This window comes from Tenacibaculum mesophilum, from assembly GCF_003867075.1.
Classification (GTDB): Bacteria; Bacteroidota; Bacteroidia; order Flavobacteriales; family Flavobacteriaceae; genus Polaribacter; species Polaribacter mesophilus.
In genome coordinates this window covers 1,770,150-1,785,666 of sequence record NZ_CP032544.1, presented here as the reverse complement: position 1 = coordinate 1,785,666, position 15,517 = coordinate 1,770,150, and the positions used below count along the sequence as shown (strand labels likewise).

Below are 15,517 nucleotides of genomic sequence, written 5' to 3'. Positions count from 1 at the left end.
GCTTAATTTTATAAAATCATTTCTTTATAGGTGAGGATAGTATTGAATCCTTTTTGTTGAAAATAGCTTGTAGTATCTTCATTTCCTGTAGCTAAAATAAAATCACCACCCCAAGCGCCTAAACTTTTTACTTCACCAAAATAGTCAGAAAATAACCTTTGTTTTACAGTGTCTTGTTTTATAATTGAACTAATGATTTGCTCATGCTCAATAATGATTTTTTCTAAATCTATAGAAGTGTTGGCTTTTAAAAACTCTTGAGTTAAATTGTCAATTTCAGGGATTAAGACTTTAGCTTCTTCTTTGTGTTTTTTATAGTGAGCAATTCCTTCTCTGCTATTTTGTTTTTGGTTCAAATGCACAAAAAATAATTCTTCAGAAAAATGTGGATTGAAATTTACTTCTTCAATATAAGGTTGTTTTTCTTCTAGTTTATATAGAATCGGAGTGTTATGTTTTGCACAAGCGATATCGTAACCACTTCCAGAAAAAGCGTTCCAAAGTAAGGTAAACGGATTTACATTTGCCCAAGTAGCTATATTATTAATTAAGGTTGAGGAACTTCCTAATCCCCAGTTTTGAGGAAATGTTAGATTTGTCTTTACAACGAAACCGTTTTCAGTAGTTAGAAATTCAGGATTTAAACGTTTCGCTTCTTGTAAAATATCACGTAGTGTTTCAGCAATAAACTCAGCACTTCCTTCTTTATCAGAATTAAACGTAGCTGAGGTTAAGCGTAGTTTGGGTAAATCAAAAGAAGCCTCGAACCAACATTCTCCAGTATGCGTAAAACTTCCCCAGATAAGTTGTGATTCTTTAATTGGTTCAACAATTAAGTCTTGTCCAAACTTAGTAGGAACAGCTAACGATGTTGCACCATCTAAAACAACATATTCTCCAGTGAGTAATAATTTTCCGTTAGAATAGTGTCGCATTATACCAGTCCGAATTGTTTAAAGTGATGTGTAAAATGTTTTACTTGGAATTTTTTCCAATATTCATAATCTAGCTCTCCAAAAAATGGATGTACAACTGTTCGGTTTGGATTTTCATTAAAAACAGTTTCGAAGTGCTGCACTTGCTCAATCAAATCAATAACAGCTTCGTTTATAGAACTAAACTTTAACGGAGTTGGAGCTTCTGATAAAAATGGAGCTTTAAATCCAGTTTGTAACTCATTATCAGAATTTAAAAATGGTTTTCTTCTAGCTGATTTCTCATCAGAAACATAGGTGTCAACCTTCCAGTTTCCATTCGCTATTTGAGTAACCAAGCTTAAATGTTCTACCATGTGTTGTCCACTCATTTTACCAAACAAAGGTTTTGCATCGGCTTTTAAACTTAAAAGAGTATCACGTACTTCTTCTTCATTTAAAAAGTCTATCCATTGTACTTTTGGCTTACGAAGCTCATTTAGTTTTTCAACCACGGCACTATGAGAAGCTGTTCTGTCTTCAAAATAGGAGGCTACAATTTCTTTTTCTTCATTGGTAGCTTTGTGTTGATTTAAAATGTTCATCAAGTGCATTTTCATATGCCCATGTTGAATTCCTTTGGTTGTTAAAGCACGCAAAGCAGCAAAATTTTGAGCTAAACCAGCAGCAGCAATAATTTGCATTAAAGTGCGAGCACTAGGTTTTTGCATCATATCTAACGATAATTTTGCCATTGGGTGTAAGGCAGTTAATCCCCCCACAGTTCCTAATGCTAAAGGAATTTCAATCCAAAATCTAAAAATTCCGTCTTTTACTTCACAGTGAGTTAAGCTTTTGTATTGTCCGTCTTTTGAAGCATACGCATGTGCACCCGCTTCAATAGCTCTAAAATCGTTTCCAGTAGCTAATACAACAGCATCTATTCCGTTCATAATACCTTTGTTGTGCGTAACTGCACGGTACGGTTCTACCTCTGCAATTTTAACAGCTTGTTCAAACTTTTGAGCAAACTTCTCAGGATTCTTCCCGCCCAATTCGGCTACTTTACAGCTTACTTCTGCTCTAACTAAACATTCAGGAACGTAGTTAGAAAGAATGCTCATAACTATTTCAATATCATCTTTTCTAAAAGTCTTTGCAATAGCTTCTAAGCAAGAATTAATAAAGTTAGCCCCCATACTATCTTTTGTTTCAAACGTAACATGTAATTGATAGTAGTTTGCAAGCTTATCTGTTTTATCAACTAGTTGAATATCTAATATTCCGCCACCACGTTTTTCCATGTTTTTGGTAATGGATGCGGTAGCTGCGTATAATTCTGTTTTTTGTTGATTAAAATAGGTTTCTAACTCTTTTTTGTTACCAGCATACATAAAATGTACCTGACCAATTTTTGTAGTAGAAATTACTTCTGTTTTAAATCCTCCACGAGTACTCCAAAACTTGGCAACTAAAGAAGCAGCAGCAACAACAGAGCTTTCTTCAACCACCATTGGTATTACATAACTGCGTCCGTTAATAATAAAGTTAGGAGCAATGCCGTAAGGCATATAAAAATTAGAAATAGTATTTTCAATAAAATCATCATGCAATTGTTGTAACTTCTCGTCTACATTCCAATATTGCGTAATAGTTTGTATAATTTCTGGTTGATTGTTAAAGTAAGTTTTAGCCAACCAGTCTATTTTTTCTTCTTTGGTAAGTTTAGAAAAACCAGAGATCGTTTTAGACATTCTCAATTCATTTTTGATGGCTCAAAGATACGTGAATCATGTTAAAATGCTTGTGTTATTTGGTTTTTATGATTTTTTTGAGCGGGTTTTTGGCTATTTTTCCGTAAACTTGGCAAACTTTTTAGATAAACAACAACTTAACATGAAGAAATTATTATTATTGTTTATAGGGATATCTTCGCTAGTACAAGCTCAAAAAAAAGATATTTCTTTAGAGGATATATGGCGAAAAGGCACATTTAGAGCCGATTATATGAACTCTTTAAATTCTATGAATGGAGATTTTTATTCGTTATTAAATTATGAGAATGGAAGTTCTACTGTAGATAAATACAGTTATGAAACTTTAGAAAAAGTTGCAACGATTGTTGATAGTAAAGATTTAGCTGGATTGAAATATTTTCAATCATATAGTTTTAATAATGATGAGACCAAATTAATTTTAGGAACGAACTTTAAGCAAATTTTTCGTCATTCATATTTAGGTACTTATTATGTGTATGATATTGCTAAAAAATCATTAGACTTAATTGGTACAGATATTCAAGAACCAACTTTTTCTCCTGATAGTAAAAAAATAGCATACGCTAAAGACAACAATTTATTTATTAAAGATTATTCAGATGCCAATGTGGTAATTCAAATTACCAATAGTGGTAAAAAGAACGAAATCATTAACGGTATTACTGATTGGGTTTATGAAGAAGAGTTTGGTTTTGTAAAAGCTTTTGAATGGAGTAAAGACAGTAAAAATTTAGCATATTTACGTTTTGATGAAAGTAAAGTTAAAACTTTTTCAATGGACGTATATGGAAAAGAAAAATACCCAACACAACATGTATTCAAATACCCAAAGGCAGGTGAAGAAAATGCTAAAGTAGCTTTACGTATATTTTCATTAGAAACGAATAAAACTGCAGAAATTAGAGTAGGAGATTATGAATATATTCCTAGAATTAACTGGACAAACAATCCAAACATATTAGCTGTTAGAACATTGAACCGTCATCAAAATGATTTAAAAATGTATTTTGTTGATGCAACTACTTTTAATAGTTCTGTAGTTTTAAATGAAACAGATAAAGCATATGTAGATATAACAGATGACCTAACTTTTTTAGACGATAATAGCTTTATTTGGACAAGTGAAAAAGATGGATACAACCATATTTACCACTATGATAAAGATGGTAAGTTATTGAATCAAGTAACGAAAGGAAATTGGGAAGTTACTTCTTACTACGGATATAATGCTGATAAGAAAACTATTTATTACCAATCAGTAGAAAACGGTTCTATTAATAGAGGAGTGTATAGCATTTCTTTAGACGGTAACAACAAAAAGCTATTGAGTAACTCTACAGGAACAAACAACGCTGCTTTTAGTAAAAACATGCACTATTTCATCAATACTTTTTCTGATGCAAATACACCACCAGTGTATACGCTAAGAAATGATGAAGGTAAGGTGTTAAAAACTATAAAAGATAACGCAGCTTTAAAAGAAACTATTGCAGGATATAATTTAAGTGAAAAAGAGTTTTCTACTATTAATGTTAACGGTAACGACTTAAATATGTACACTATTAAGCCTGCAAACTTTGATGTAAATAAAAAGTATCCAGTTTTAATGTATCAATATTCAGGGCCAGGTTCTCAAAATGTAAAAAATAGTTGGAATGGTTCAAATGATTATTGGCATCAAATGTTAGCACAAAACGGATATATTGTTGTTTGTGTTGATGGTAGAGGAACAGGTTTTAAAGGTCGTGATTTTAAGAAAGTTACTTATATGAACTTGGTGAAGTATGAAACTGAAGACCAAATTTCGGTGGCTAAAGAGTTAGCAAAGTTACCATATGTTGACGCGAATAGAATTGGTATTTGGGGATGGTCATTCGGTGGTCATATGAGTACGAACTGTTTATTAAAAGGAAATGATGTATTTGCAGCAGCTATCGCTGTGGCACCAGTTACTACATGGCGTTTTTACGATACAATTTATACAGAACGCTACATGCGTACACCAGAGGAAAATCCAGCAGGGTATGATGATAACTCGCCATTGAATTATCCAGAATTATTAAAAGGAAAATATTTACTAATTCACGGAACAGGTGATGATAATGTACATGTTCAAAATGCTTATAGAATGGCAGAGGCTTTAATTCAGGCAAATAAGCAATTTGAGTGGGGAATGTATCCGGACAAGAATCATGGTATTTATGGAGGTAATACACGTTTACACTTGTATACTAAAATGACTAACTTTATTAAAAACAACTTATAAAATTCGACAACTATGAGTACAGTTAAACAAACAAACCAAAGTGAGTTTTTGGGGCATCCCAAAGGACTTTATGTATTATTCTTCGTAGAAATGTGGGAGCGTTTTTCATACTATGGTATGAGAGCTATTCTAACACTTTTTTTAGCAGCACCTGTTCTTTTAGGTAATCCACAATCAGGTTATGGTTGGTCTAACGCAGAAACGCTATCATTTTACGGAACATATACAATGTTTGTTTATTTAATGTCTATTCCTGGAGGTTGGATTGCTGATAAATTTATTGGCCAGAAAAAAGCCGTTATGCTTGGTGGATTGTTACTATGTATAGGACACGGTATTTTGGCAATTGATGCTCAATGGGCATTCTTTACTGGACTGATACTAATTGTAATTGGTGTAGGTTTTTTAAAGCCGAACATTTCAACAATGGTTGGAGGACTTTATAAAAAAGGAGATGATAGAAGAGATAAAGGGTTTTATATTTTTTATATAGGAATTAACCTTGGCGCTTTTTTAGGAGCTTTAATTGTAGGGGCAGTAGCTGCTAAATGGGGATGGCATTATGGTTTTGGATTAGCAGGTATAGGAATGGCTTTAGGCCAAGTGGTATACATGTTTGGTTTAAAATACTTAGAAGGCGTAGGTGACTTTTTAGGAAAACAAGATTCTCCAGATAAAGATTTAATGAAGAAACCTCTTACTGCAGTAGAGAAAGATAGAATGTTAGTTATGTTTTTATCTTTCTTAATTATCATTGTTTTCTGGGGAGCGTTTGAGCAAGCTGGAGGTTTAATGAGTTTATATACAGAACAGAAAACAGATAGAGCACTTTCTTTTTCATTACCACTTATAGGAAATGAAGTTCCTGCAGCTGTTTTTCAATCAATAAATGCATTTTTCATCATTACACTAGGAACTTTAGTGGCTAACTTCTGGTACAAGTGGGGTAAAAAAGGTAAAGAATCATCTTCCTTATTTAAAATGGCTATAGGAGTTATTATTATGGCTTTTGGTTTTTTCTTTATGAGTAAAGCTAGCATGGAAGTGGTTATGGATGGAGATAAAATAGTAGAAAAATCAGCAATGATATGGTTGGTGTTAGCATACCTATTTCATACAGTTGGAGAACTATGTGCTTCACCAGTAGCATTGTCATTTATTACTAAATTAGCGCCAATTAAGTACGCCTCATTCATGATGGGAGCTTATTTCGCAGCAACAGGTTTAGGAAATAAAGTAGCTGGTTTTGTAGGTGAACTTTCAGAAGGGGCAGGAGAATTCCAAGTGTTTACTGGAATTGCTATATTTTGTACAGTTTTTGGATTGTTAATTTTAGCAATTTTAAAACCTCTGAAGCGTTTAACTCATGGAGCAGAAGAGTTTAATAAAACTTCGCAAGAAGAGGCTGAAGGATTTGAGTTGGCAGAAAAGAACTAAAAAAAACTAAAACTTGAATTACGCTTTTATCTATGCGTTATTCAGGTTTTAAGTTTATTATAAATTATATTATTTATGAGTGAAACATCAAACGATTTTTTTAAATCAAAAGTATTAGGGCATCCATCAGGGTTGTTTGTGCTATTTTTTACAGAAATGTGGGAGCGCTTTTCTTTTTACGGAATGCGTGTTTTATTAGTTAACTTCTTAACAGCAGCAGCTATTGGAACTAACCCTGGTTGGGAATGGTCAGCAGAAAATGCAGGTGCTTTATTTGGTACTTATGCAATGTTATTGTATTTAACCCCAATTTTAGGAGGAATTTTAGCAGACAAATTAACAGGATATCGTTGGGCAGTTGTTATAGGCTCTATTATTATGACACTTGGTCACGCTGCTATGGCTATTGAAACTGAGTTTTGGTTGTATGTAGGTTTAGCTTTATTAGTAATTGGTACAGGTTTCTTTAAACCTAATATGACATCTATTATTTCTGAGATGTATAAAGACTTACCAGAAAAAAAAGATGGAGCATATACTATATTTTATATGGGAGTTAATGCAGGAGCTTTCTTTGGAATGATGTTGTGTGGATATTTAGCTGAAAAGATAGGTTGGTCTTGGGGGTTCGGTTTAGCAGGAATTTTCATGTTATTAGGTACTTTACAGTTTTGGTTAGCAAAACCATTATTTGGAACTATAGGAGATGTTCCTTCAAAAGAAGAAAATAATGTTGTTGAAACTTCTGGTTTAAACTCAAAAGAAGAAGATAAAAGAAATCCTTTTACAGGTTTAGATAAAATATTAATTGTAATTTCCTCTGTTATAGGTTTAGGTTACGCTATTAACGATCCTTTGTCAAAAATTGGAGGTATAGATGTTTTTGGAGCTCTTAAAATAGGAAATTTTGAAGGACAATATGTAGCTGTACTGTTTGGGTTAATAGTATTTTTAGTTTTAACTATTTCTCGTATATCTCGTTATGCTAAGGTTGTACGAGATAGAATGATTGCTGTAATTATATTTGCTTTTTTTACTGTTTTCTTCTGGATGAGTTTCGAACAAGGAGCTTCTTCTTTAGTGCTTTTTGCTCGTGATAATGTTGATAGAGTTTTAACAGGTAATGCACAAACAATTTTTAATATTGTAAATACACTATTAACTGTAATTCCGTTAGCTATTATTACTTGGGTACTAATTTTATTAGGAAAAGAAACAGGAAAAAGAATTCCTGTATCCAACTTTGTATTAGCAATATGTTTTCTGGGAGTTTGGGCATTGGTAGGTTGGATGTTATATCGTGAGTTTTCAGCAGAAGCTTCTGAAATAACGGTATCATGGTTTTCAATATTAAACTCATTTTTTATTATAGCCTTTGCTAATTTCTTTTCTAAATGGTGGGATTCAAAATACAACCCGTCTGCAGCTGTAAAGTATGGATTAGGACTAATTATAATGGCAGTAGGTTTTGGGTTGTTAGCATTTGGATCTTATGGAATAACCGATGGTGTTAAAGTGAGTATGATATGGTTAATATTAGCATATTTGTTTCATACCTTAGGGGAGTTATGTCTTTCTCCAGTAGGTTTATCATATGTATCTAAATTAGTACCTGCAAGAATGATTGCATTTATGTTTGGTATGTGGTATTTAGCAATAGCAATAGGAAATAAAGCAGCAGCTGTTTTAGGAGGTCAAATAGAAAACATAACAAAAGAATATAGCCTATCAACATTCTTTTTAATTTTCACAATAGTTCCAACATTAGCAGGATTGTTAGTAATAGCTTTAAATCCGTTAATTAAAAAACTAATGCATGGAGTTAAATAACTCTAAATAAAAGTTAAAACAATATTTTTAGAACCTGTCAATTTTAAATATTGGCAGGTTTTTTTGTAATTTTGGAACACTTATTGAGACTTAAAGAGTATGAAAAAAATAATATTAATAGTAGTTTTAACCTTTATTTCATATGGAGTAAAGGCACAAGACAAGGTAAATTGGTTAAGCTTTGAAGAAGCGATGGAAATGAGTGAGAAAGACCCTAAACCAATTTTAGTAGATATTTACACCGATTGGTGTGGTTGGTGTAAAAAGATGGATAAAACCACTTACAAAAACAAAGTAATTGTTGAGTATATCAATACACACTATTACCCAGTAAAGTTAAACGGAGAAGCTAAACATGATATTACATTTCAAGGAAAAACCTTTAAATACCAGTCTCAGGGAAGAAGAGGTTATCACGAGTTAGCGGCTGCTATTATGAAAGGACAATTAAGTTATCCTTCAACAGCTTTTTTTAATACTGATAAGCAATTATTACAAAACGTACCTGGCTACTTAGAAGAAAAAAGATTTGAGAAAATACTGGCGTATTTTAACAAAGATAATTATAAAAATACACCTTGGACAGAGTTTGAAAAAAACTTTAAAAGTGCCATGTAAAAACTTATTCTTTTATAATATAAGCACCATTTTGACCAGTATACCAAAATGGTGTTTTTTGTTTATAACAAGTTTCTTTCCACCCGTTAATGTACGATTTGTAATTACTTCCATCAGCAATGATTTGCTTTGGTTTTAGCCAATAAATAAGTCTGCTTAAATTTATTTTTGGGTTATTTTTTAAAACCACTATTGGGTTTTTAAGTTTTTTTATTTGATACATCCCTAAACTATCTACAATTAAAATTTGTTTGTTACTGAAAGAAGCAATGAATGATATCGAATCAATATTTTTAGAAATAATGCCTTGAGCAACTCTGTAAGATTGTAAAATTTTTTCTTGCAGAAGAATAGAGTCATTTAGTGAACTAAAAATGTTAAGCTCGTTCCTGTTTCTTTCTCCTAAAATTGAATACCTACTTTTATGAAATACAATAAATTCACTTTTGTTTACTCGCTGGCTTTTTTCATATAAATAAACCCCTTGTAAAATAATAGTTGAAGTTAGAAAGAGTACAATATTATTATAGGTTTTACGAAACCAAAGTTGAAATAAGAAAATAATGAATATGTACCAAGCTATCATTGCTTCAAAAGACATAGAAAGTTCTTTCAATAAAAACACTTCTTGTTTCGAAACCCAACTAACAAAATAATTCATCAAAGAAATAATTGATCCATATATATTCGCCAAGAATTGAGGCAATATATTAAACGTTGCTAGTATAATAATTACAATTCCACCAAACAAAATTGTACCTAAAAAAGGAATGATAATTAAGTTAGATAGGATAAACAACCCTGGAAACTGATGAAAGTAATACAAGCTAATTGGTAAAATTCCTGCTTGTGCAGCTATAGAAACTGTAAATAATTGCCAACCTTTGTCGAGAAATCGTAATTTAGGTGTCCAAATACTGTAAAGTAAAGGTTGTACCCAAACAATACCAAAAACTGCTAAATAACTTAATTGAAACCCAACATCAAATAAAAACATCGGTTTTATTAAAAGTAAAAATAGCATGGAGCTTATTAAAGAAAATTCAATAATCTTTTTTCGTTTAAAGGATAACCCGATAGCTACAAAAGTAAACATAGTTACTGCTCTAACTACCGAAGCAGATAAACCAGCTATAAAAGCAAATGACCAAAGTAGGAAGATAACACAAACGGTTTTAATGATTGTTCCATACGGAAGGTTTTCTAAAGGTTTGAGTAGATAGGAGAGTAGTAATAATAAAATTCCTACGTGGAGTCCTGAAATGGCAAGAATATGAATAGCGCCTGCGTTGGTGTAGCTTTCTAATAACTCTTTTGAAATTTCTTGACGTTGACCAAGCAATAGAGCATTAATCACAGCAAATTCATCATTTGTAAAATGATACTTTTTTAAGGAAGCTTGTATTTTACCTCTAATATGAGCAGATAAACTGATTAAAGAAAGCTTTGAGTTTTCAAGTTTTTTGAATTGATGATCATCTATAAATACTTGATGATAAACATACTGTTTTGCTAAATACTGTTTGTAATCAAATTGATGTGGATTTAACGGCGGAATTAATTCTTTAAAAGGAGTTTTGATAAATATTCGATTACCCACCTTTAATATAGGTGATAAACTGTCCTTTTGAATATTTAGAAGAATATATCCAGTGGTTTTAGTAGAATCTACTTGTGAAACTTTAACTACATATTTTGTATAGTAGTTCCCTGGTTTTAATACTTTTTGTACATCAAGTATATAAGTAGAATTCTTAGTTAATTGATGTTTATAATGGCTTACATAATTCTTTGGATTGTGAATATAGGTGGTGCTAACCCCGATAAAAACAAAGAACAATAATGTGACTATACTAAAAGCTTTTCGCGCTTGAGTTCTTTTTAAGAAATAAAGAATGACAAGAAACCCTATTAAAGAATAAAACAAGTATATAAAATTATACAGCCATATCTGTGTATAAAACTGAAGAGTTATTCCAATAATAAGGCACACCAAAAAGTGAGAAGGAGGGTATTCTAAAATTTTTTTCATAGCTCTCTAAAGTTATGAAAAAAAAATGAGTGTAAGAGTTTAATTGATTTTCTTCGTTAAGAGTACCTTCAGGAGATGTTTAAAGTTTAGATTGTTGTAGTTTTAATTTTCTATTATCAAATTTATCTACTAAAATAGAATTAAAACCAAACAAAAAAGCAATCTCAAACGAGATTGCTTTTTAATTATATTCAGTTTTAGAAATAACCTATACGATTTCTACAAACAAACCTTCGGCTGTTTTTTCAACTTTAGCAAGACTGTTTTTAGTTAGTCCTTTAATAGTTTTGTCCCACTTTTTATTAGACAAACCACTTTGAGATTTTAAATCATTTAAATCTATTTTTTCAGCTTTTTCTAATAAAGCTAATACAGCTTTTTCATCGTCGTTTAATTCAACTGTAGGAGCTTTCTTCTCAGGTTTCATTTGTGGGAAGAATAACACTTCTTGAATTGAAGGATTGTTCGTTAAATACATAATTAAACGGTCCATTCCAATTCCTAATCCAGAAGTAGGAGGCATACCATATTCTAACGCACGTAAGAAGTCTTGATCGATAAATTCACCAGCTTCATCATCACCACGCGCAGCTAACTTTAACTGAGCTTCAAAACGTTCACGTTGATCGATAGGGTCGTTTAATTCAGAGTATGCATTGGCAATTTCTTTACCACATACCATTAACTCAAAACGCTCGGTTAATTCAGGATTGTCACGGTGTTCTTTACACAATGGAGACATTTCTTTTGGATAATCGGTAATAAATGTTGGTTGAATGTAGTTTCCTTCACATTTTTCACCAAAAATCTCATCAATTAATTTTCCTTTACCCATGGTGTCATCTACCTCGATACCCATGTCTTGAGCAGCTTTACGAATTTCATCTTCCGATTTTCCGTTGATGTCAAAACCAGTAAAGTGTTTGATAGAATCTGCCATCGTAACACGTGCATACGGAGCTTTAAAATCTACCTTATGCTCTCCAAAAGTAGCTTCCGTAGTTCCGTTTACAGCTAAAGCACAGTGCTCTAATAATTTTTCGGTGAACTCCATCATCCAGTTGTAGTCTTTGTAAGCTACATAAATTTCCATTGCCGTAAATTCTGGGTTGTGAGTTCTGTCCATTCCTTCATTACGGAAGTTTTTAGAAAACTCATACACACCGTCAAAACCACCAACAATCAAACGCTTTAAGTATAACTCATTTGCAATACGCATGTACAACGGAATGTCTAATGCGTTGTGATGTGTAATAAATGGTCTTGCAGCAGCCCCACCAGGGATTGGTTGTAAAATAGGTGTTTCTACTTCAAAATAACCAGCATCATTAAAAAACTGACGCATGGCATTGAATAACTTTGTACGTTTTACGAATACTTCTTTTACTTGTGGGTTTACCACTAAATCAGCATAACGTTGACGGTAACGCATCTCAGGATCAGTAAAACCATCAAAGGTATTTCCTTCAGCGTCTACTTTAGGTAATGGTAATGGCTTTAAAGACTTACTTAATAATTTAAAATCTTTTACCATCACGGTGATTTCTCCAACTTGAGTTTTAAACAACTCTCCTTCAATACCTACAAAATCACCAATATCTAATAACTTTTTGTATACTTCGTTGTACAAAGTTTTGTCCTCACCAGTACAAATTTCATCTCTGTTAAAGTATACTTGAATACGTCCTTCACTATCTTGCAATTCAGCAAAAGAAGCTTTTCCTTGAATACGACGAGACATTAACCTACCAGCAATAACTACCTTCTTACCTTCCTTAAACTCCTGTTTAATCTGTTTGGAATTTGAATTGAATGGAAATAAATCTGCTGGATATGGATTGATACCCAGTTCACGTAATTTTGATAGTTTTTCTCTACGTACAACTTCTTGTTCTGATAATTGCATTGACTTAATTTTTAAGTAATTTTAATTTAAAGGTGCAAAGATACAATCAATTACAAAATTAGACAACGGTAGTATCACATAGATTTTATAAAAAAGTTATTTTTTATTTGTGAGTTTCTAAAAAGAATGTATATTTGCAGGCTGTCTAATTTTAAAAGGACAGCATTTAGTTGTGTTGTTAGATACTTTAAATAGTATCATGGTTTTGTTAACCAATGGAAAGCTTCCCTTAGATGGGTTGCTTTTTTTTTGCATTTTATTTACGTTTATTTTGAAGCTATTTCCCGCTTTCCGCACTCGCTCTCTTCGAGGAGCTTAAACAAATGCTTTAATCTGGGGATTAAGTGTAATTGCTAACTTCTTAAATAATGAATACCTGTCATTCCAAACGAGGTACGAGGAGGAATCTCATGATTGGAAGTAAAAAGCTAAATATAGCGAGCTTATTCCTAAAAGAAAGCACCTTTATACTCCCAAAACTTAACAAAAAATAGCACTAAGAATACCATAGAAATTGAAAACTTAATGGTTGCAGAAGCTAAAAAACCTAAAAAAGCACCAAATGATGCCTTGATTGCTCTGTTAGTGTCTTTGCTATCATAAATCAATTCACCAACCAAAGCACCTACAAAAGCGCCAATTAAAATTCCGAAAGGAATAGGAGAGAGTAGTCCAATAATTAATCCGATAGTAGTGCCATATACTCCATATTTGGTGCCGCCAAAACGTTTAGTTCCCATAGCAGGGATAAAGTAGTCAAGAAAAAAGATAATGACAGCAATAGCTAAAGTGATTCCCAAAAATGTCCAGTTTTGAGGAACAGCTTTTGTTAAATGTAATAATAACAAACCTACCCAGCTAGTAATAGGACCTGGTAATACTGGTAAAAATGAACCAATAATTCCTAAACATGCAAATACAAAACCGAGTATTACTAAAAATATATCCATTAACTTTTTTATTGATAAGACGAAGATATAAAAGCTTTGTTACATATTTATCAACTAAAAAAATAGTTTAAACTAATTTTTTAGTTATATTTGTTTCAGAAATATTTATAAAAAGATATCATGAGTAAACAATTAACGAAGGCAGAAGAGCAAATAATGCAGGTATTATGGAAGTTAAAAAAAGCTTCAGTAAAAGAAGTAATAACTGAATTACCTGAGCCAAAACCAGCATATAATACTGTCTCAACTATTATAAGGATTTTGGAGACCAAAGAGTTTGTGGGGCACGAGTCAAAAGGTAGGGGATATATTTACTATCCATTGGTAGAAAAGTCTGAGTATAGTAATGAGAGTTTACATAAGTTAATGAACGGCTATTTTGGAGGTTCGTTCAAGAGCATGGTGTCGTTTTTTATGAAAGAAAACAAAATGGATATTCAAGAACTAGAGAGTATTTTAAAAGAGGTGAATAAAAATAAAAAGTCATGATAAATTATATCATTCAAGTTGTATTATTCCAGGTGCTTTTTGTGGCGGTGTATGATTTCTTTTTAAGTAAAGAAACTTTCTTTAACAAAAATAGATGGTACTTGTTAAGTACTGCACTGCTTTCTTTTGTGTTGCCTTTGTTTAAAATTTCAACAGTTCAAAAAGCAGTACCGCAAGAATATTACACTTTGTTGCCAGAGGTAGTGTTGTCACCTCAAAAAGTGATTGAAAAAGCGGCATGGTATCAATCTTTCAATTATTTAGATGTACTATTTTGGATTGGGTGTTTATTGTTTTTTGTAGTGTTTTTAGTGAAGTTAGAACGGATTATTCGATTAGTTTTACAATATGGCGTTGCTAGAAAAGAAAATTATAAGTTGGTTTTATTGCCAAAAGAAACAAAGGCGTTTTCATTCTTCAATTATATTTTTTTAGGAAAGGATATTCCATCGTCAAAACAAGAAAAAATTATTCAGCACGAATTAGTACATAGCGAACAGAAACACACATTAGATTTGTTGTTTTTTGAGTTTTTGAAAATAATTATGTGGTTTAATCCAATGGTGTATGTGTATCAGAATCGTATATCGTTAGTTCATGAATATATTTCAGATGCTGTAGCCAGCAAATCAGATAAAAAAGAAAATTATATCAACCATTTACTCGCTGATATTTTTCAGGTCGAGCATATTTCATTCATTAATCAATTTTACAAACATTCATTAATCAAAAAACGAATTATTATGATGACGAAAACACAATCAAAAAAAGTAAAACAACTAAAGTATTTGCTGCTAATTCCATTATTAGGAAGCATGATTTTATATACTGCGTGCTCAAGTGTAAAACTTAGTGAGAAGAGAAGTAAGAATATTACAAAAGAAAACATGAGTGAAGTGGAAGATGTACCATTTTCTAGTTTGGATAAAGCTCCAACATTTCCTGGTTGTGAAGAAGGTGATAGAAAATGTTTTAATTTAAGTATGATGAAGTTTGTGAAAAAGAATTTTAATGTAAAGTTAGCAGATTCAATAAAGGAGATTTCTGGAAAAAAAAGAATCTATGCTTTGTTTAAAATAGGAATAGATGGGAGAGTATTTGGTTTTAAAGTTCGTGCACCGCATCCAGAGTTAAAAACACACACAATTGATATGCTAAAAAAATTACCTCAAATGAAACCAGGAGAAAAGAATGGTAAAATTGTAAGAACTGGGTTTGTATTGCCTATCACATTTTAATGTATAATTAACTATATTGCCAGCTTAGATAACTTATGAATAACACCAAAAATAGAAAC

At 31.9% G+C, this 15,517-nt stretch carries 11 protein-coding genes; 6 read left to right on the top strand and 5 right to left on the bottom strand.

The features are described from left to right. Window positions 1-8: 8 nt before the first annotated feature. Both D6200_RS08160 and D6200_RS08155 read right to left on the bottom strand, forming a co-directional pair. Complete coding sequence (locus tag D6200_RS08160; protein ID WP_073184385.1) at window positions 9-935, bottom strand: GYDIA family GHMP kinase; 927 nt, start codon at window positions 933-935, stop codon at window positions 9-11. Then, entirely contained in the window at window positions 935-2,668 is a 1,734-nt protein-coding gene (locus tag D6200_RS08155; RefSeq protein ID WP_073184387.1) for a hydroxymethylglutaryl-CoA reductase, degradative, read from the bottom strand. The genes D6200_RS08160 and D6200_RS08155 overlap by 1 nt, the downstream gene beginning before the upstream one ends. 142 nt (window positions 2,669-2,810) lie before the next feature. Between D6200_RS08155 and D6200_RS08150 the strand changes: the two genes are divergently transcribed. The 4 genes from D6200_RS08150 (at window position 2,811) to D6200_RS08135 (ending at window position 8,843) form a co-directional block, all read left to right on the top strand. Continuing rightward, on the top strand, window positions 2,811-4,958 hold the full coding sequence (locus D6200_RS08150) for a S9 family peptidase (RefSeq protein WP_073184430.1): 2,148 nt from the start codon (window positions 2,811-2,813) through the stop codon (window positions 4,956-4,958). A gap of 12 nt (window positions 4,959-4,970) precedes the next feature. Next, window positions 4,971-6,395, top strand: a complete 1,425-nt coding sequence (locus tag D6200_RS08145; protein ID WP_073184388.1) for a peptide MFS transporter — start codon at window positions 4,971-4,973, stop codon at window positions 6,393-6,395. A 75-nt stretch (window positions 6,396-6,470) separates the two neighbouring features. After that, entirely contained in the window at window positions 6,471-8,225 is a 1,755-nt protein-coding gene (locus tag D6200_RS08140) for a peptide MFS transporter (RefSeq protein WP_073184389.1), read from the top strand. A 99-nt stretch (window positions 8,226-8,324) separates the two neighbouring features. Continuing rightward, on the top strand, window positions 8,325-8,843 hold the full coding sequence (locus tag D6200_RS08135; protein WP_047790542.1) for a thioredoxin family protein: 519 nt from the start codon (window positions 8,325-8,327) through the stop codon (window positions 8,841-8,843). A gap of 4 nt (window positions 8,844-8,847) precedes the next feature. Here the strand turns inward: D6200_RS08135 and D6200_RS08130 are convergent, their stop codons facing one another. The 3 genes from D6200_RS08130 to D6200_RS08120 form a co-directional block, all read right to left on the bottom strand. Further along, entirely contained in the window at window positions 8,848-10,875 is a 2,028-nt protein-coding gene (locus D6200_RS08130) for a ComEC/Rec2 family competence protein (RefSeq protein WP_073184390.1), read from the bottom strand. A gap of 208 nt (window positions 10,876-11,083) precedes the next feature. Beyond that, on the bottom strand, window positions 11,084-12,781 hold the full coding sequence (lysS, locus tag D6200_RS08125) for a lysine--tRNA ligase (RefSeq protein WP_073184391.1): 1,698 nt from the start codon (window positions 12,779-12,781) through the stop codon (window positions 11,084-11,086). A gap of 449 nt (window positions 12,782-13,230) precedes the next feature. Then, window positions 13,231-13,731 (bottom strand): DUF456 domain-containing protein, encoded by a 501-nt coding sequence (locus D6200_RS08120; protein ID WP_047790539.1) that lies wholly within the window; start codon window positions 13,729-13,731, stop codon window positions 13,231-13,233. Window positions 13,732-13,851: 120 nt separating this feature from the next. On the opposite strand from D6200_RS08120, the gene D6200_RS08115 reads away from it, so the two are divergent. Together D6200_RS08115 and D6200_RS08110 are read left to right on the top strand one after the other, a co-directional pair. Beyond that, window positions 13,852-14,220: a BlaI/MecI/CopY family transcriptional regulator gene (locus D6200_RS08115; RefSeq protein WP_073184392.1), complete on the top strand. Its 369-nt coding sequence runs from the start codon at window positions 13,852-13,854 to the stop codon at window positions 14,218-14,220. Continuing rightward, a complete protein-coding gene (locus D6200_RS08110) occupies window positions 14,217-15,458 on the top strand; it encodes a M56 family metallopeptidase (RefSeq protein ID WP_073184393.1) in 1,242 nt (413 codons plus the stop codon). The genes D6200_RS08115 and D6200_RS08110 overlap by 4 nt, the downstream gene beginning before the upstream one ends. Window positions 15,459-15,517 lie beyond the last annotated feature (59 nt).

Coding starts and splice junctions, on each gene's coding strand:
- D6200_RS08160 (WP_073184385.1), bottom strand. CDS start 935: ATGCGACACTATTCTAACGGAAAATTATTACTCACTGGAGAATATGTT.
- D6200_RS08155 (WP_073184387.1), bottom strand. CDS start 2,668: ATGTCTAAAACGATCTCTGGTTTTTCTAAACTTACCAAAGAAGAAAAA.
- D6200_RS08150 (WP_073184430.1), top strand. CDS start 2,811: ATGAAGAAATTATTATTATTGTTTATAGGGATATCTTCGCTAGTACAA.
- D6200_RS08145 (WP_073184388.1), top strand. CDS start 4,971: ATGAGTACAGTTAAACAAACAAACCAAAGTGAGTTTTTGGGGCATCCC.
- D6200_RS08140 (WP_073184389.1), top strand. CDS start 6,471: ATGAGTGAAACATCAAACGATTTTTTTAAATCAAAAGTATTAGGGCAT.
- D6200_RS08135 (WP_047790542.1), top strand. CDS start 8,325: ATGAAAAAAATAATATTAATAGTAGTTTTAACCTTTATTTCATATGGA.
- D6200_RS08130 (WP_073184390.1), bottom strand. CDS start 10,875: ATGAAAAAAATTTTAGAATACCCTCCTTCTCACTTTTTGGTGTGCCTT.
- lysS (WP_073184391.1), bottom strand. CDS start 12,781: ATGCAATTATCAGAACAAGAAGTTGTACGTAGAGAAAAACTATCAAAA.
- D6200_RS08120 (WP_047790539.1), bottom strand. CDS start 13,731: ATGGATATATTTTTAGTAATACTCGGTTTTGTATTTGCATGTTTAGGA.
- D6200_RS08115 (WP_073184392.1), top strand. CDS start 13,852: ATGAGTAAACAATTAACGAAGGCAGAAGAGCAAATAATGCAGGTATTA.
- D6200_RS08110 (WP_073184393.1), top strand. CDS start 14,217: ATGATAAATTATATCATTCAAGTTGTATTATTCCAGGTGCTTTTTGTG.